17 protein-coding genes are annotated in these 15,915 nt (G+C 65.0%); 10 read left to right on the forward strand and 7 right to left on the reverse strand.

The genetic code is table 11. From position 1 onward, the window contains the following. Positions 1 to 99: 99 nt before the first annotated feature. From thrC to AC5V87_RS03820, 4 genes are all read left to right on the forward strand, one after another. On the forward strand, positions 100 to 1,518 hold the full coding sequence (thrC, locus tag AC5V87_RS03805; RefSeq protein ID WP_456841285.1) for a threonine synthase: 1,419 nt from the start codon (positions 100 to 102) through the stop codon (positions 1,516 to 1,518). Beyond that, positions 1,515 to 2,804, forward strand: coding sequence for a M16 family metallopeptidase (locus AC5V87_RS03810; protein WP_456841284.1), 1,290 nt, complete (start codon positions 1,515 to 1,517; stop codon positions 2,802 to 2,804). Before thrC ends, AC5V87_RS03810 begins: the two co-directional genes overlap by 4 nt. A gap of 40 nt (positions 2,805 to 2,844) precedes the next feature. Beyond that, complete coding sequence (locus tag AC5V87_RS03815; protein ID WP_011084002.1) at positions 2,845 to 3,432, forward strand: GNAT family N-acetyltransferase; 588 nt, start codon at positions 2,845 to 2,847, stop codon at positions 3,430 to 3,432. A gap of 132 nt (positions 3,433 to 3,564) precedes the next feature. Continuing rightward, positions 3,565 to 4,221, forward strand: a complete 657-nt coding sequence (locus AC5V87_RS03820) for a hypothetical protein (RefSeq protein WP_456843475.1) — start codon at positions 3,565 to 3,567, stop codon at positions 4,219 to 4,221. A gap of 165 nt (positions 4,222 to 4,386) precedes the next feature. On the opposite strand, the gene AC5V87_RS03825 is transcribed toward AC5V87_RS03820, so the two are convergent. The 5 genes from AC5V87_RS03825 to AC5V87_RS03845 form a co-directional block, all read right to left on the reverse strand. Beyond that, on the reverse strand, positions 4,387 to 4,872 hold the full coding sequence (locus tag AC5V87_RS03825) for a F0F1 ATP synthase subunit B family protein (protein WP_456841283.1): 486 nt from the start codon (positions 4,870 to 4,872) through the stop codon (positions 4,387 to 4,389). A gap of 5 nt (positions 4,873 to 4,877) precedes the next feature. Continuing rightward, positions 4,878 to 5,444 (reverse strand): F0F1 ATP synthase subunit B family protein, encoded by a 567-nt coding sequence (locus AC5V87_RS03830; RefSeq protein ID WP_495370055.1) that lies wholly within the window; start codon positions 5,442 to 5,444, stop codon positions 4,878 to 4,880. A gap of 61 nt (positions 5,445 to 5,505) precedes the next feature. Then, the gene (locus AC5V87_RS03835; RefSeq protein WP_018643436.1) at positions 5,506 to 5,733 is read right to left on the reverse strand and encodes a F0F1 ATP synthase subunit C; all 228 of its coding nucleotides are present in this window, start codon (positions 5,731 to 5,733) and stop codon (positions 5,506 to 5,508) included. A 53-nt stretch (positions 5,734 to 5,786) separates the two neighbouring features. After that, entirely contained in the window at positions 5,787 to 6,536 is a 750-nt protein-coding gene (locus tag AC5V87_RS03840) for a F0F1 ATP synthase subunit A (protein WP_235541147.1), read from the reverse strand. A 111-nt stretch (positions 6,537 to 6,647) separates the two neighbouring features. Further along, positions 6,648 to 7,022, reverse strand: a complete 375-nt coding sequence (locus AC5V87_RS03845; protein ID WP_283082468.1) for an AtpZ/AtpI family protein — start codon at positions 7,020 to 7,022, stop codon at positions 6,648 to 6,650. 75 nt (positions 7,023 to 7,097) lie between these two features. Between AC5V87_RS03845 and AC5V87_RS03850 the strand changes: the two genes are divergently transcribed. From AC5V87_RS03850 to AC5V87_RS03860, 3 genes are all read left to right on the forward strand, one after another. Next, positions 7,098 to 7,340: a hypothetical protein gene (locus AC5V87_RS03850; protein WP_495370056.1), complete on the forward strand. Its 243-nt coding sequence runs from the start codon at positions 7,098 to 7,100 to the stop codon at positions 7,338 to 7,340. A 36-nt stretch (positions 7,341 to 7,376) separates the two neighbouring features. Beyond that, a complete protein-coding gene (locus tag AC5V87_RS03855) occupies positions 7,377 to 7,907 on the forward strand; it encodes a hypothetical protein (protein WP_495370058.1) in 531 nt (176 codons plus the stop codon). A 132-nt stretch (positions 7,908 to 8,039) separates the two neighbouring features. Then, positions 8,040 to 8,513, forward strand: a complete 474-nt coding sequence (locus tag AC5V87_RS03860; RefSeq protein WP_495370059.1) for a secondary thiamine-phosphate synthase enzyme YjbQ — start codon at positions 8,040 to 8,042, stop codon at positions 8,511 to 8,513. 66 nt (positions 8,514 to 8,579) lie between these two features. On the opposite strand, the gene AC5V87_RS03865 is transcribed toward AC5V87_RS03860, so the two are convergent. After that, on the reverse strand, positions 8,580 to 10,205 hold the full coding sequence (locus tag AC5V87_RS03865) for an MFS transporter (RefSeq protein ID WP_456841278.1): 1,626 nt from the start codon (positions 10,203 to 10,205) through the stop codon (positions 8,580 to 8,582). Positions 10,206 to 10,544: 339 nt separating this feature from the next. Here AC5V87_RS03865 and AC5V87_RS03870 point away from each other — a divergent pair, with 339 nt between their 5' ends. Further along, positions 10,545 to 11,216, forward strand: coding sequence for a response regulator (locus tag AC5V87_RS03870; protein ID WP_456841277.1), 672 nt, complete (start codon positions 10,545 to 10,547; stop codon positions 11,214 to 11,216). A 126-nt stretch (positions 11,217 to 11,342) separates the two neighbouring features. On the opposite strand, the gene AC5V87_RS03875 is transcribed toward AC5V87_RS03870, so the two are convergent. Then, positions 11,343 to 14,183 (reverse strand): ATP-binding protein, encoded by a 2,841-nt coding sequence (locus AC5V87_RS03875; protein WP_495370061.1) that lies wholly within the window; start codon positions 14,181 to 14,183, stop codon positions 11,343 to 11,345. 196 nt (positions 14,184 to 14,379) lie between these two features. Between AC5V87_RS03875 and AC5V87_RS03880 the strand changes: the two genes are divergently transcribed. Both AC5V87_RS03880 and AC5V87_RS03885 read left to right on the forward strand, forming a co-directional pair. Next, positions 14,380 to 14,799 carry an organic hydroperoxide resistance protein gene (locus AC5V87_RS03880; RefSeq protein ID WP_456841275.1) on the forward strand — a complete coding sequence of 140 codons (420 nt, stop codon included), beginning with the start codon at positions 14,380 to 14,382 and terminating at the stop codon, positions 14,797 to 14,799. Positions 14,800 to 14,830: 31 nt separating this feature from the next. Next, positions 14,831 to 15,859: an alpha/beta fold hydrolase gene (locus AC5V87_RS03885; RefSeq protein WP_456841274.1), complete on the forward strand. Its 1,029-nt coding sequence runs from the start codon at positions 14,831 to 14,833 to the stop codon at positions 15,857 to 15,859. Positions 15,860 to 15,915: the final 56 nt, after the last annotated feature.

Genomic DNA, 15,915 nt, shown 5'->3' on the forward strand with positions numbered 1-15,915 from the left:
CTTTATGGTGGCCCAAAGCCTCTGGCTGTTAACAAGTATTTTCGTGAAATCAAAGGCTTACGGATCGAGCTTCGGCCCGGGCGGCCTTTGGAGGGCAGTTTGACTCGTTATATCTCGACCCGGGGCGAGGCCCCCGAACTCGGCTTCTGCGACGTGATGCTGACCGGGCTCGCCCGGGATGGCGGGCTGTATGTGCCGGCCATTTGGCCGCAGCTCTCGACCGAAACCATCGCCGGCTTCTTCGGTCGCCCCTATTGGGAGGTCGCGGTCGACGTGATCCGCCCCTTCGCCGCCGGCGAGATATCGGACGCCGAACTCGGCCGCATGGCGAACGAGGCCTACGCCACCTTCCGTCATCCCGCGGTGGTGCCGCTGCGCCAGATGGCGCCGCACCAATTCGTGCTGGAGCTGTTTCACGGTCCGACGCTCGCCTTCAAGGACGTGGCGATGCAGCTGATCTCGCGGCTGATGGACCACGTGCTCGCCAAGCGCGGCCAGCGCACCACCATCGTGGTCGCGACCTCAGGCGACACCGGCGGTGCCGCAGTCGAAGCCTTCGCAGGCCTCGAGAATGTCGATCTCATCGTGCTGTTTCCGCACGGCCGCATCTCCGAGGTGCAGCAGCGGATGATGACGACGACGGGTGCGGCCAACGTCCATGCGCTCGCCATCGAAGGCACCTTCGACGACTGCCAGGCGCTCGTGAAGGGCATGTTCAACAACCATCGCTTCCGCGATGCGACCTCGCTTTCTGGCGTCAATTCCATCAACTGGGCGCGCATCGTTGCCCAGGTGGTCTACTATTTCACCTCGGCCGTTGCCGTCGGCGCGCCGGCGCGCGCGGTGGACTTCATCGTTCCGACCGGCAATTTCGGCGACATCTTTGCCGGCTATGTCGCCAAGCGCATGGGCCTACCGGTGCGCACGCTATGCATCGCCGCCAACGTCAACGACATCCTGGCGCGAACGCTGAAGACCGGCATCTACGAGGTGCGCGAGGTGCATGCGACCGCCTCGCCGTCGATGGACATCCAGATCTCCTCGAATTTCGAGCGGCTGCTGTTCGAAGCCGGCAAGCGCGATGCGGCCGGCGTGCGCCGGCTCATGGACTCGCTGAAGCAGTCGGGGCGCTTCGTGCTGCCCGATGCGACGCTCGCCGCCATCCGCGAGGAGTTCGACGCGGGCCGCGCCGACGAGACCGAGACCGCGGCCGCGATCCGCGCCGCCTGGCGCGAGGCGGGCGAGCTGGTCGACCCGCACACCGCGGTGGCGCTTGCTGTTGCCGACCGCGACACCACCGACACCACGGTGCCCAGCATCGTGCTCTCGACGGCCCATCCGGCCAAATTCCCTGACGCGGTCGAGGCGGCCTGCGGCCAGCGGCCGCAACTGCCGGCCTGGCTCGACGGTCTCATGACCAAATCCGAACACATGAAGGTGATGAAGAACGATCAGGCCGAGGTCGAGCGGTTCGTGCTGTCGGTCAGCCGCGCCGCAAAACAGGGAGTTGCCGGATGAGCGTCGAGATCTCCAAGCTTGCCTCCGGCCTGACCGTCGTCACCGACAAGATGCCCCATCTCGAGACCGCGGCGCTCGGCGTCTGGGCGGGCGTCGGCGGCCGCGACGAGAAGCCGAACGAGCACGGCATCTCGCATCTCCTGGAGCACATGGCGTTCAAGGGCACCACCAGGCGCTCCTCGCGCGAGATCGTCGAGGAGATCGAGGCGGTCGGCGGCGACCTCAATGCCGGCACCTCGACCGAGACCACGTCCTATTACGCGCGGGTGCTGAAGGCCGACGTGCCGCTGGCGCTCGACGTGCTCGCCGACATCCTCGCCAATCCCGCCTTCGAGCCCGACGAGCTTGAGCGCGAGAAGAACGTCATCGTGCAGGAGATCGGCGCCGCGCAGGACACGCCCGACGACGTCGTGTTCGAGCATCTCAACGAGCTCTGCTATCCCGACCAGCCGATGGGGCGCTCGCTGCTCGGCACCGCGAAGACGCTGCGCAGCTTCAACCGCGACATGCTGCGCGGCTATCTGTCGACGCATTATCGCGGCCCCGACATGGTGGTGGCGGCGGCCGGCGCGGTCGATCACAAGCAGGTGGTCGCCGAGGTCGAGAAGCGCTTTGCAAGCTTCGAGGCGACGCCGGGTCCGAAGCCGCAGTCGGCGCAGTTCGGCAAGGGCGGCGCCAAGGTGGTGCATCGCGAGCTCGAGCAGGCGCATCTGACGCTGGCGCTGGAAGGCGTGCCGCAGACCGACCTGTCGCTGTTCTCGCTCCAGGTCTTCACCAACATCCTCGGCGGCGGGATGTCGTCGCGGCTGTTCCAGGAGGTGCGCGAGAAGCGCGGCCTCTGCTATTCGATCTACAGCTTCCACGCTCCCTATACCGACACCGGCTTCTTCGGCCTCTACACCGGAACCGATCCGGCCGACGCGCCGGAGATGATGGAGGTCGTGGTCGACATCATGAATGATTCGGTCGAGACCCTGACCGAAGCCGAGATCGCGCGCGCCAAGGCGCAGATGAAGGCAGGCCTGCTGATGGCGCTGGAGAGCTGCTCGTCCCGCGCCGAGCAACTCGCCCGGCATGTGCTGGCCTATGGAAGGCCGCAGACGGTGCAGGAACTGGTCGCCCGGATCGACGCGGTCAGTGTCGAATCGACCCGGGATGCCGCGCGCGCGCTGCTTTCGCGTAGCCGCCCTGCAGTTGTCGCATTAGGCAGCGGCAGGGGTCTGGACACGGCGGTGTCTTTTGCGGAAGGATTGACGCGGGCGCGCGCCAAGGCGCGGCTGCATTAGGAGCCGCGCCACGGAGCCTCCGCCCCCGGGAAGCATCACCATGGCTCTCTTTCGCCTGCCTTCCAGTGGACCCGCCGCCCTTGCTCCGCGCGGCAACGGGCTGCTGCTGCGTGCGCCGCAGATGTCGGACTTCCTGCAATGGGCCCATCTGCGGGAGAGCAGCCGCGATTACCTGACGCCCTGGGAGCCGATCTGGCCGTCGGACGATCTCACCCGATCCGGCTTCCGTCGCCGCCTGCGCCGCTATTCCGAGGACATCGCCGCAGACCGCTCCTACCCGTTTCTGATCTTCCGCGAGCTCGACGGCGCGATGGTCGGCGGCATCACGCTCGCCAATGTCCGCCGCGGCATCGTGCAGGCCGGCACCATCGGCTATTGGGTCGGCCAGCCCCACGCCCATCGCGGCTACATGACGGCTGCGCTTCGCGTGCTGCTGCCGACGCTGTTCGGCGAGCTCAATCTGCACCGGGTCGAGGCCGCCTGCATCCCCACCAACGCGCCGTCGATCCGTGTGCTGGAGAAGTGCGGCTTCTCCCGCGAGGGGCTGGCGCGCCGCTATCTCTGCATCAACGGGGTCTGGCAGGACCATTTGCTGTTCGGTCTCCTGCACGAGGACTTCCGCGGCTGAACCCCGGCTATTCCTGTAGCCAAAGTCGCATTGCGACGGCCTTTTGCTGCCTTGGGTTCGCCGATTTTGACGATATAACGCGCAAGGCCGGTCGGCGATCGGCCGATGTTTGTCCATGGAGTATGAGTGTCGATGGTGCAGGAGCTTCGGTCATCGCGGATGACGTTGCGACGGGGGACGGCGGTCGCGCTGGCGTTGTCAATTGCACTCGCCTCGGTCTCGCCGGTGGCGGCCCAGTCGCTCACCGATCGCTTCAAGAACCTCTTTGGCGGCAAGTCCGACGAGCCGGCCCAGCCCAAGCCGGCGCCCGCGCCGGGCCAGCCGGCCGCCGACGACGACGTCGATTGCCCGCAGGTCACGGTGCGCGCCGGCGCCTCCACCTACGGGGTCGGCGCCACCGGCAAGCCAGCGGTCGGCAACGACGTCCGCTTCCAGGCCTCGATCACCAAGATGGCGCGTGAATGTACCCGGAACGGCGCCGAGATCACGGCCCGGATCGGCATCCAGGGCCGCGTCATCGCGGGTCCCGCCGGCGCGCCGTCGACGGTCGAGGTACCGCTGCGCGTCGCCGTGGTGCAGGGCGGCGTCGGCGAGAAGGTGATTGCCTCGAAGGCCTACCGGACCACGGTCGAGATGTCCGAGGGCGGCAGCGTGCCGTTCACCTTCGTCGCCGAGGATCTCTCTTATCCGGTGCCGTCGCCCGCGGTCGCCGATTCCTACATCTTCTATGTCGGCTTCGACCCGCAGGCGCTTTCGCCCGAGCCGAAAGGGCGAGGGAAGAAGAAGTAGCTACCAGCACGAAATTCAGCCGTCATGGCCCGGCCATCCACGTTCATCTTGCGGAGAAGACGTGGATGCCCGGGACAAGCCCGGGCATGACGATGAGGAAGCATCTCGCACAAGCAAAAGCCGGCGCTTGTCGCGCCGGCTTGTTGATTGGGGAAGACTATCCTGTCAGTTCAGCTTCTGCCTGACTTCGTTGATGCCCTTGGCGAGCAGATCGTCGGCGACCTGGCCCTTGACCGACTGCGACAGGATCGTCGAGGCGGCCTGCACGGCGGCTTCCGCGGCTGCGGCGCGGACGTCGGCCAGCGCCTGGGCTTCGGCGAGCGCGATCTTGCTCTCTGCGGTCTTGGTGCGGCGGGCGACGAAGTCTTCCATCTTCGCCTTGGCCTCGGCCGCGATGCGCTCGGCTTCGGACTTGGCATTGGCGATGATGTCGGCAGCCTCGCGCTCGGCCGTTGCGCTGCGCGCCTTGTAATCGGCGAGCACCTTGGCCGCTTCCTCCTTGAGGCGCCTCGCCTCGTCGAGCTCGGCCTTGATGCGGGCGGCCCGATGATCGAGCGCGGTCATCGCCGACTTGAAGACGCCGAGATAGCCGAACACGATCATCAGGATCACGAAGGCGACGGCGACCCAGGTTTCAGGATCGAAGAACATCTCGACTAACCCTTCAAGGACGCATCAACGGCGGCATTGACCGACGCCGCATCCGGAACGATGCCGGTAAGCTGCTGCACGATCTGGCCTGCCGCATCGGCCGCGATGCCGCGGACGTTGCTCATGGCGGTCGTGCGGGTCGAGGCGATGGTCTTTTCCGCCTCGGCGAGCTTGGCCGCCAGCTGCTCTTCCAGCGCCTTGCGCTCGACTTCCGCCTGCGCATTCGCCTTGTCGCGGGATTCGTTGCCGATCGCCTGCGCCCGCGAACGCGCCGAAGCGAGCTCGCCTTCATAGGCCTTCAGCGCCGCCTCGGACTGGTCCCTCAGCCTCTGAGCCTCAGCGAGGTCACCCTCGATCTTGTTCTGACGCGCTTCGATCGCACCGCCGACCTTTGGCAGAGCGAGCTTGGACACGATCACGTAAAGCGCGACGAAGAAGATCGCGAGCGACACCAGCTGCGAAGCAAAGGTGCTGCTCTCGAACGGCGGAAAGCCGCCGCCGTGATGACCGCCATCGGCTTCGGTGTGGGCGTTAGTCGCCGGACCTTTCGCCCCGCCATGACTCTCGGCCATGGAGTACTCCTGTTGCTGTCACGCGCCGCTTCGGATGAAGCGGCGCGGAAGAAGTCGTTCTTTAGAAAACGAACAGCAAAAGCAGAGCGATCAGCAGCGAGAAGATGCCGAGCGCCTCGGTCACGGCGAAGCCGAAGATCAGGTTGCCGAACTGGCCCTGAGCGGCGGACGGATTGCGGACGGCCGCGGCGAGGTAGTTGCCGAAGATCACGCCCACGCCGACGCCCGCACCGCCCATGCCGATGCACGCGATGCCCGCGCCGATAAGTTTTGCTGCTGCCGGATCCATTTTAGACTCCTTGGAAGAAAGATTGGGTTGTGGGTGGAAATTCCCCGGACCGCTCAGTGTCCCGGATGAATGGCGTCGTTGAGGTAGATGCAGGTCAGGATCGCAAACACGTAGGCTTGCAGGAACGCGACCAGAATCTCGAGGGCGTACAGCGCGATCGTGAGCGCCAGCGGCAGCACGCCGCCGACCCAGCCGATGGCACCGAGCGAGAAGCCCAGCATGGCGACGAAGCCCGCGAACACCTTCAGTGCGATATGGCCGGCCAGCATGTTGGCGAACAGACGAATGCTGTGCGAGACCGGCCGCAGGAAGAACGACAGGACCTCGATGAACATGACCAGCGGAAGGACGTAGCCGGGGACGCCATGAGGAACGAAAATCTTGAAGAATTTCACCCCGTTCTTGGCGACGCCATAGATCAGCACGGTGAAGAAGACCAGCAGCGCCAGCCCGGCAGTGACGATCAGATGGCTCGAGACCGTGAAGGTGTAGGGGATGATGCCGACCAGGTTCGAGACGCAGATGAACATGAACAGCGAGAAGATCAGCGGGAAGAACTTCATGCCTTCCGCGCCGGCTGTCGAACGGATGGTCGACGCGACGAATTCGTAGGAGATCTCGGCGACCGACTGCAGGCGCCCGGGAACCAGCTGCGTGCCGCTGGCAAGCATCAGAATCGAGATGATGGCGACTGCCACCAGCATGTAGAGCGACGAATTGGTGAAGGCGATCGTGTGATTGCCGATATGGCCCAGGGTGAAGAGAGGCTCGATGTTGAACTGGTGGATCGGGTCGATTTTCATCAGCGCGGCATCTCTTGGTCTGCCGGGCCATGCCGGCGGGTCTCGGTCTGCCGGCCGGGCCGGCCCGCACCGGCAAGGCCGGCGCGATCATTCCTCTCCTGTACGGATCGGCTAAGAACCACCGCGCCTGTTTTGACCCGCGCCCGCCGATCTCACCACATTCACCACGCCGGCGACGAAGCCCAGCAGCAGGAACACGATAAACCCGAAGGGCGACGTCGACAGCAAGCGGTCGAACCCCCAGCCAATCCCCGCTCCGACAGCGACACCGGCGACCAACTCCGAAGATAACCGAAAACCAAGCGCCATCGCCGAGGCTCTGGCCGCTCCGTCTCCACCGTCACCTGTGGGTTGCTCGGTCTTGATGTGGCGGCCGCGAATTTCGGACAACCGCTTATCAAGACTTCCGAGCCGTTCGGAAAGCGCAGCTTCCTCAGGCGATCTATCGCGATTTCCATTCTCGTCGTGTCCCGTGTCTTGAGCCATGCCACGAAGACCAGAAACGCCACGGTTGAATGGAAATTACGCCCGCCACCCTCAAAAGCCGCGCGGACCATACTGATGGCCTATAATCAAGTCAAGCCAAGTCACGATTGCGTCGCTTTCAGCTATCTGACTGATTTTGTTCATGATATCGGCGCGCGCGGCAGCGCTGCACACAGCGTGACGCCGCACCGCAGCAGCTCTCGGCACGATCAGGGGAAGCGGCCGCCATTTCGCCGTGCTGCCGGGATCAAACAAGCCTCCGCGATCGTTGATGTTGGACGCGTGTTTTCGGCGGCGGATGGCCGGGCCGGGGTGTAGAATTGCCACAGCGCCACCGGCGCGTCGGAGAGCGCGATGAGACCTGCGAAACCATCCACAACTTGCACGGCATCTTGGCTTGCAGCGGCGGCGTTCGCCGCGGCCATGACCGCCGGCGGCGGCATCGTTGCCGCCCAATCCGTGCCCGACAGTGAAAACGGCCGTTACAGCATGACGCCGATCCCCGAGGGCGTGCTGCGGCTCGACACCCGCACCGGCACGGTGTCGACCTGCACCAAGAACGGCGCCGGCTGGGCCTGCTACGCGGTGCCCGACGAACGGACCGCGCTCGACGCCGAGATCGGCCGGCTCCAAGCCGAAGTCGAGGAGCTGAAGGGGCAGCTCGCGGCCGGGCCGACCGTGTCGGGCAAGACCGAGGAGGCGCTGCCGAAATCCGATCCGCTCAAGAAGGCCGAGCCGAAGGTCGCCGAGGGCGAGCGCAAGATCGAGATCCCGCTGCCGAGCGACCAGGACATGGACCGCGTGATGTCGTTCCTGGAAAAGGCCTGGCGCCGGCTGATCGACATGGCCAACCGCGTGCAGAAGGACGTGTCGGGGAAGATTTGACGCGCGACGTGGTGCCGTAGGGTGGGCAAAGGCGTTCTTACGCCGTGCCCACCACCTGATTATCGTCGCGCGGATTCGTGGGCACGCTTCGCTTTGCCCACCCAACGGCACCTTTCGCGTTGAGAGACTTCGATGCCAATAGCCAAATCCATCACCCGCTCGGCGCCATCGTCAGTGCAAGCCACCACGATCGCATCGTCGTTGCTGACCGTGCAGACGCCGGGCCGCGGCTTCACCGATCTCACTAGCGAAGCTGCGAAATTCATCGACGAGGCCCGCGCGCGCGAGGGCGCACTGGCCCTGTTCATCCGCCACACCTCTGCCTCGCTCACGATCCAGGAGAATGCCGATCCGTCCGTGCTGGTCGATCTCACCGCGGCATTGTCGCGTCTTGCGCCCGAGAATGCCGGCTGGACACACGACACTGAAGGACCCGACGACATGCCCGGCCATGTCAAGACGATGCTGACGCAGACCTCGCTCCAGGTGCCGGTCCTGAACGGCAGGCTCGCGCTCGGCACCTGGCAGGCGATCTACCTGATCGAGCATCGCGCGCGCCCGCACCGGCGCGAGGTGGTGCTGCAATTCATCGGCAGCAATCAATAACTTCCAAAACGAAACCGGCCGCGGATCGCTCCGCGGCCGGTTCGTGTTGTCGTTCGCTGCGTTCGATCAGGTCGCCTTGATGTCGACGTCCTTGGTCTCGGGCAGGAACAGGAAACCGATCACGACTGTGATGGCCGCGAAGACGACCGGGTACCAGAGACCCGCATAGATGTCGCCGGTGGAGGCCACGATCGCGAAGGCGGTTGCCGGCAGGAGGCCGCCGAACCAGCCGTTGCCGATGTGGTAGGGCAGCGACATCGAGGTGTAGCGGATGCGTGTCGGGAACAGTTCGACCAGCATCGCGGCGATCGGGCCGTACACCATGGTGACGAAGATCACCAGAATGAACAGCAGCCCGATGGTCGCGGCCACCTGCGGACGGAAGATGTCGAACGGATGCGCCATCTTCACGATGCCCGCATCGCCGGCTTTGGGATAACCGGCCGCCTGCACCGCGGCGAGCACGGCCGGGTTGCTGTCCTTGGCGCTCGTGTACGGAACTTCCTTGCCGTTGACCACCACCTTCACGCCGGAACCGGCCGGGGCCGACGTGGTGGAGTACTTGACCGACGATTGCGACAGGTAGGCGCGCGCGGTGTCGCAAGGCGCGGTGAAGACACGGGTACCGACCGGGTTGAACAGGTCGCCGCACCCTGCGGGATCCGCCACCACCTCGACCTTGATCGATTCGATCGCCTTTTCCAGCGCCGGATTGGCGTTGGTGGTGATCATCTTGAAGATCGGGAAGAAGGTCAGCGCCGCGATCAGGCAGCCGCCGAGGATGATCGGCTTGCGGCCGATCCGGTCGGAGAGCATGCCGAACACGATGAAGAAGCCGGTGCCGAGCAGCAGCGACCAGGCGATCAGGAGGTTGGCGGTGTAGCCGTCGACCTTCAGGATCGATTGCAGGAAGAACAGCGCGTAGAACTGGCCGGTGTACCAGACCACGCCCTGGCCCATGACGCCGCCGAGCAGCGCCAGCAGCACGAGCTTGCCGTTCTGCCAGTTGCCGAACGCTTCCGTCAGCGGCGCCTTCGAGCTCTTCCCTTCTTCCTTCATCTTCTGGAAGATCGGGGATTCATTGAGGCGGAGCCGGATCCAGACCGAGATGCCGAGCAGCAGCACCGAGACCAGGAACGGGATGCGCCAGCCCCACTTGGCGAACTCGGCTTCGCCGGTCGCGGTGCGGGTGAACAGGATCACCAGCAGCGACAGGAACAGGCCGAGCGTCGCGGTGGTCTGGATGAAGGAGGTGTAGTAACCGCGCTTGCCGTTCGGGGCATGCTCCGCGACATAGGTCGCCGCGCCGCCATATTCGCCGCCGAGCGCCAGGCCCTGGGCGAGGCGCAGCGCGATCAGGATGATTGGCGCTGCGATGCCGATCGTCGCCGCGTTGGGCAAGAGGCCGACGATGAAGGTCGACAGACCCATGATCAGGATGGTGACGAGGAAGGTGTATTTGCGGCCGACAATGTCGCCGATACGGCCGAACACGATCGCGCCGAACGGCCGGACCAGGAAGCCCGCAGCGAACGCCAGCAGGGCGAAGATGTCGCGAGTGGCCGGCGGATAATCCGAGAAGAATTGCACGCCGATGATCGAGGCGAGCGAACCGTAAAGATAGAAATCGTACCACTCGAAGACGGTACCGAGCGAGGAGGCGAGAATGACGAAACGTTCGTCCTTCGTCATCCCTCCTGCGCCGGTCTGAGACACAGCCATTGTCGACATATTGAGTCGCTCCCCGAAATGCGTTTCCTCGCGTCCCGGATGTCCGGACATGCCGGATCAACCCAGGTCTTAGGCCCAAGGTAACATCGGCGTGAAACCAGCCCCAATACGACTTTCGGCCTTGGGCACTGACGCGCACCTGACGGCGCGCAGCCGCGAGGTGGCACGACTGGGTCCGACTTTGGATTAACCCCGTTCCCGCAAAGGGATATTGTTTGCTTGCATGCCACGGCGCGTCGGGAAAGAATTGACCGAGGCCCCGGACCGGCTTACTGGCCGGCGATTGCCAGCAAGAGAACGATGAACGCTCCCTCGACCCATCTCGTCATCGCCGATGACCATCCCCTGTTCCGCGATGCACTGCGGCAGGCGGTGGCGGGCGTCCTGACCTCGGCCAGGATCGATGAGGCCGGATCGTTCGAGGATCTGACCGGGATTTTGGAACGGGCCTCCGACGTCGACCTGATCCTGCTTGACCTGTCGATGCCGGGGATCTCCGGTTTTTCCGGCCTGATCTATCTGCGTGCGCAATATCCGGCGATTCCGGTCGTGATCGTCTCGGCCTCCGACGACAATGCCACGATCCGCCGCTCGCTCGATTTCGGCGCCTCGGGCTTCATTCCGAAGCGGTTCGGCGTCGAGACCTTGCGCGACGCCATTCTGAAGGTGATGGAGGGCGATGTCTGGGTTCCCGCCGACACCGACCTGTCCGCCGCCGCCGATCCCGACATGACGCGCCTGCGCGACCGCCTGGTGACGCTGACGCCGCAGCAGGTGCGGGTGCTGATGATGCTGTCGGAGGGGCTGCTCAACAAGCAGATCGCTTACGAGCTCGGCGTCTCCGAGGCCACCATCAAGGCGCATGTCTCGGCGATCCTGCAAAAGCTCGGCGTCGAGAGCCGGACCCAGGCCGTGATCGCCGCCGCGAAGATCGCCGGCGGCCAGTGGAAGCAGGGTACGCCGACGGCGTAGAGCATGATCCGGACCCGAAGGGCTGCGTTAGCGCAAAGTGCGCAGCGGTTTTCCGAAAAGATCCTGCTCAAACAACAACCTGAAGCGCGATGATGATTCCTCCTGATCTTATCGCGCTTCAGGTCGCTACAGCGTCGCCAGCAGCATGCTGGCCGCCGTGATATCGGCCGTTTCGGAGCCATCGGCAAAACCTTCGAGCGCCGCCTGGAGCAATTGTCTTGCATCTCTGCGGCCGCGCCGCTCAGCGAGAAGCTGCGCAAGAACAATCGCGGCTCGCAGCTCCCAGGCTTTCGCGCCCTTGTCGCGGCTGAGCTTCAGCGATCGCATGAGGCAGGCCTCGGCGTCCGCAATGTTCGGCTCCGGCAGCGACAGCAACACCCTGGCCCTCATGCGCAGCAGCTCGGGCATGTAAAGATGGTCGCCGCTCCGCTCGACGAGGCGGATCGCGTCGTCGATCTGACGCGCGCTCTGCTCGATCTGGCCGAGCGCCAGCAGGCCGTGAACCAGCGCGATGTTGAAGGTCGTGGTGAGCAACTCGTAGCCGGCGTCGTGAAGCTCGCGCAGGCAGGCTGTTATCGTCTCGACACCGCCCGCGGCGTCGCCCCGCAGGATCGCGATCTCGCCTTTGACGCCCCGGCCGACTGCGAGATACGGACCCATCGAGCGCGAATTGGCATGCGCGATGAAACGGTCGATGTTCGCTTCGGCGGCGTCGAGATCTCCGCTCCAGAGATCGATCGACACTGCCCAGATCAGCGCAATGCAGAGCGTGATCGGATGGTCCATCTGCGCAGCCTCGGCGATCGTCAGCTGCGCCAGTCGCGAAGCATCCGTGGGCCGGCCCTGCAACCAAAGCTCGCGCGCGAGCGAGATGCCGGCCCTGTTGCGGTGATCGAAGCCGTGGATCGTGCTGATCCGCTCCGTGCCCGGGCCTTGCCAAGCCGCCTTCAGCATGGGCATCGCGTCGCGATGCTCGCCGGCCAGATGCAGAGAGACACCCAGGAGCGACCTTGCGAGCGCAATTGACGCGACATCGCCGAGCTCTTCGGCAATCTCGAGGCTCTGCTGGGCGTAACCGAGCGCGGCGTCGAACTGTCCCATCCGCTCGTGAAAGATATGCATCCGGCCGAGCAGCTGGAGCTGGTTCGGCACATCGCCGCGCGCCTTGGCGATTGCAAGGCTTCTCTCCAATGCTCCACGCGCCGCCTCGCTGCCACCGCGCGTGAACATCAACGTCAGGCCGAGTGCGGCCTGGATGTGCATTTCCTCCGCACTGCCGCGCGTTGACGGATCGACCGCGAGCAGTGCCCGTTCCGACCAGCGCCGGCATTCCGTCAGCAGCGACATCGCCAGGAACATGGGGGATGCCGATGCCGCGAGCGCGATGCCGATGCCGGGATCGCCGCCCGCGCCAAAGCACCAGTCGAGCGCGGCGCGCACATTGTGAAGCGCGGAGAAATGGATCGCGCGCTCGTCGGCGCTCGGCACGGTGGCCCATATCGCGCCGGCCTGTTCCAGCCATCGCCGATAGTAACTTGCGTGGCGGGCCGCGAGTGCCGCCTCATCAGGCTCGATCTCGAGCAGATAGGCGCGCGTCGTGTCGAGCAGGCGATAGCGCATCATGGCGCCCAAGGGGCGCGGTGCGACCATCGACTTGGCGACGAGGCTGTCGATGGCGTCGAACAGGCGGGAGCGGTCGACGCGCTCGTCCGGCACGACTTCCAGCGCGGCGTCGATGGTGAAGTGGCCTGCGAAGACCGCAAGGCGGCGCAGCACGAGGCGCTCGGTGTCGGACAGGAGGCCGTAGCTCCAGTCCAGCGTCGCCTGCAACGTCTTCTGGCGCGGCGGCGCGGTGCGCTGGCCCTGCCAGAGCAGGTTGAGGCGCTCGTCAAGCAGCGTGGCCGTCTGCTCCAGGCCATAGGCTTCGACCCGGCCCGCGGCGAGCTCGATCGCCAGCGCCATACCGTCGAGCTTGCGGCAGATGTTCGCGATGATCGCGGCATTGGCATCGTCGAGCCCGATCTGCGCGCCGCCGGCGGAGGCCCGTTCGAGGAAGAGCTGGAGCGCTGGATAGGTCTGCGCCGTTGTCGCCGTCAGCTCGCTGCCGTCGGGCGGAACGGCAAGCGGTGCCAGGCGATAGACTTGCTCGCCCTCGACGCGCAGGGCTTCGCGGCTCGTCGCGAGGATATGGACATGCGGCGCGGCGCAGAAAATCTCCGCTGCGAGAGACGCCGCAGCCGCGATGACATGCTCGCAATTGTCCAGGATCAGCAGCATCCGCTTGTCCTGAAGATGGGCGAGCAATGCGGGCAGCGGGTCGTCAGCCTGCGCCGGCAGGCCGAGCATCAGCAGGATCGAGGTGATCACGAGATTGGGATCGCTGAGCGCAGCTAGGTCAACGAAATGCGCCGCGTCCGAGAATGTTTCGAGCAGGTCGTGAGCGATCGCCACTGCGACAGCGGTCTTGCCGACACCGCCGGGGCCGGCGATCGAGACAAATCGTGAGGTCGTGAGCCTGTCAGAGATGGCTGCGATCGCATCGTCACGCCCCACCATCCGCTGCAGCCGGTTCGGCAGTTTGACCGGCGGCAGCTCGCGCCGGGGTGCTGTGCGACGTTCTGGGGGAATCTCCGCTTGCGAGATCGGTGCCACGAAGCAATAGCCGCGGCCCGAGAGCGTGGTGATGTAGCGCGCGCCGTCTTTCCCGTCGCCGAGGGCTTTGCGAAGCGCTGCAATGTGGAAGCGCAGGTTGGCTTCCTCGACGGCCATACCGGGCCAGACCTGCGCCATCAGGTCCCATTTGCTGATGACCTCGTTCGGCCGCGACATGAGCGCGATCAGCGTATCGAAGCTCTTGGCGCCCATCGGCAGCGCGACGCCCTCGCGCATAACGAGCCGCTGATGCGGCGTCACGGTGAATGGCCCGAACGACAATGTCGATGCCGCGGGCGGAGCCGGTTCAGTCATCACGAAATCTTGCCCATTTGCAGGACCGCATAACGAGCAGGCGTCGATCCCGCAAGACCGGCTTTGCATCGGCATCAGACCGCGTCTGCAGGCCTCCCTGACGGGTTCCCTGCCGGTCTCACAATTTCTCACAACTCCCAACGGGCGCGCTGCGGAGGTGACTGCTAGTCAAGTGCGCGACGGCAAGGAGACTTTCATGACACAAGCGGCGAAGCTGCTCTACACGGCGAGGACCCACACCAGCGGCGGACGCGGGGACGGTATGTCCCGCAGCTCAGATGGCCGGCTGGATGTGAAATTGTCGCCGCCGGGCGGAGCAGGCGTCGGCACCAACCCCGAGCAGTTGTTCGCGGCCGGCTGGTCGGCATGTTTCGAAAGCGCGATGGAGATCGCCGCGCGGAAGCGGAAGATCGCGCTTCCCAGGAGAAGTGCGATCGATGCGGAGATCGACCTTCTGCACGACGATGGCACTTACGCCCTGCGGGCACGCCTCAATGTCAGCCTGCCGGGCCTCGATCATGACGTCGCGCGCAGTATCGTCGATGAAGCGCATCAGACCTGTCCTTACTCCAAGGCCGTGCGCGGCAACATCGACGTTACGGTCGCACTGATCTGACCATCATAATCACCAACCGGGTAGCACCATCATGAAGCAGCTCATCGACCAGCATCGTCGCAAGTTTTTTGGCGTCGCCGCAGGAACCGTCGCCGTCGGCCTCGGCGTGATCGACCTCGCCCTCGCGCAAACGGAAGCGCAGCGATCCCGAGCGTCGAACGCGTCCTTCGGTCCGATCAAGCAGATCGATGCCGGCGTCCTCAACGTCGGTTATGCCGAGGCTGGCCCGTCGAACGGTCCCGTCGCGATCCTGCTGCACGGCTGGCCCTACGACATTCACGCCTTCGTCGATGTCGCGCCGATCCTGGCAAAATCCGGCTATCGCGTCATCATCCCATATCTGCGTGGCTACGGTTCGACGCACTTCCTCTCCAGCGAGACGCCGCGCAACGGCGAGCCCGCCGCAATGGCTGTCGACATCATCGCGCTGATGGACAAGCTCGACATCAAGACGGCTGTCGTTGCCGGCTTCGACTGGGGCGCACGCACTGCCGACATCATCGCCGCGCTGTGGCCGGATCGCTGCCGCGCACTGGTGTCGGTCAGCGGCTATCTGATCTCGAGCCAGGCTGCGGGAAATGCGCCGCTGCCGCCGTCGGCCGAACTGCAATGGTGGTACCAGTTCTATTTCGCGACCGAGCGCGGCCGCGCCGGATACGAGAAGTACACGCATGATTTCGCAAAACTGATCTGGAAGCTCGCCTCGCCGCAATGGAAGTTCGACGACGCCACGTTCGACCGCAGCGCGGCGGCGCTGGACAACAAGGATCACGTCGCCATCACGATCCACAATTACCGCTGGCGGCTCGGGCTCGCCCAGGGCGAAGCGAAGTACGAAGAGATCGAAAAGAAGCTCGCCGCAGCTCCGGTGATCCGCGTTCCGACGATCACGATGGAAGGCGACGCCAACGGCGCGCCGCACCCCGACCCCAGCGCCTACGCCAAGAAGTTCTCCGGCCGGTACGATTTCCGCCTGATCACCGGCGGCATCGGTCACAATCTTCCGCAGGAAGCGCCGCAAGCCTTTGCCAAAGCCGTCATCGAAGCTGGCGGCGCCTGAGCATTTATCCAATGCCCCGGTCCAGTACGTCCGGACCGAAAGACGCGCAGTGATCC

The sequence above is a fragment of the Bradyrhizobium sp. SOJA106 genome (assembly GCF_059448745.1).

Coding starts and splice junctions, on each gene's coding strand:
- AC5V87_RS03810 (WP_456841284.1), top strand. CDS start 1,515: ATGAGCGTCGAGATCTCCAAGCTTGCCTCCGGCCTGACCGTCGTCACC.
- AC5V87_RS03815 (WP_011084002.1), top strand. CDS start 2,845: ATGGCTCTCTTTCGCCTGCCTTCCAGTGGACCCGCCGCCCTTGCTCCG.
- AC5V87_RS03820 (WP_456843475.1), top strand. CDS start 3,565: ATGGTGCAGGAGCTTCGGTCATCGCGGATGACGTTGCGACGGGGGACG.
- AC5V87_RS03825 (WP_456841283.1), bottom strand. CDS start 4,872: ATGTTCTTCGATCCTGAAACCTGGGTCGCCGTCGCCTTCGTGATCCTG.
- AC5V87_RS03830 (WP_495370055.1), bottom strand. CDS start 5,444: ATGGCCGAGAGTCATGGCGGGGCGAAAGGTCCGGCGACTAACGCCCAC.
- AC5V87_RS03835 (WP_018643436.1), bottom strand. CDS start 5,733: ATGGATCCGGCAGCAGCAAAACTTATCGGCGCGGGCATCGCGTGCATC.
- AC5V87_RS03840 (WP_235541147.1), bottom strand. CDS start 6,536: ATGAAAATCGACCCGATCCACCAGTTCAACATCGAGCCTCTCTTCACC.
- AC5V87_RS03845 (WP_283082468.1), bottom strand. CDS start 7,022: ATGGCTCAAGACACGGGACACGACGAGAATGGAAATCGCGATAGATCG.
- AC5V87_RS03850 (WP_495370056.1), top strand. CDS start 7,098: ATGGCCTATAATCAAGTCAAGCCAAGTCACGATTGCGTCGCTTTCAGC.
- AC5V87_RS03855 (WP_495370058.1), top strand. CDS start 7,377: ATGAGACCTGCGAAACCATCCACAACTTGCACGGCATCTTGGCTTGCA.
- AC5V87_RS03860 (WP_495370059.1), top strand. CDS start 8,040: ATGCCAATAGCCAAATCCATCACCCGCTCGGCGCCATCGTCAGTGCAA.
- AC5V87_RS03865 (WP_456841278.1), bottom strand. CDS start 10,205: ATGACGAAGGACGAACGTTTCGTCATTCTCGCCTCCTCGCTCGGTACC.
- AC5V87_RS03870 (WP_456841277.1), top strand. CDS start 10,545: ATGAACGCTCCCTCGACCCATCTCGTCATCGCCGATGACCATCCCCTG.
- AC5V87_RS03875 (WP_495370061.1), bottom strand. CDS start 14,183: ATGACTGAACCGGCTCCGCCCGCGGCATCGACATTGTCGTTCGGGCCA.
- AC5V87_RS03880 (WP_456841275.1), top strand. CDS start 14,380: ATGACACAAGCGGCGAAGCTGCTCTACACGGCGAGGACCCACACCAGC.
- AC5V87_RS03885 (WP_456841274.1), top strand. CDS start 14,831: ATGAAGCAGCTCATCGACCAGCATCGTCGCAAGTTTTTTGGCGTCGCC.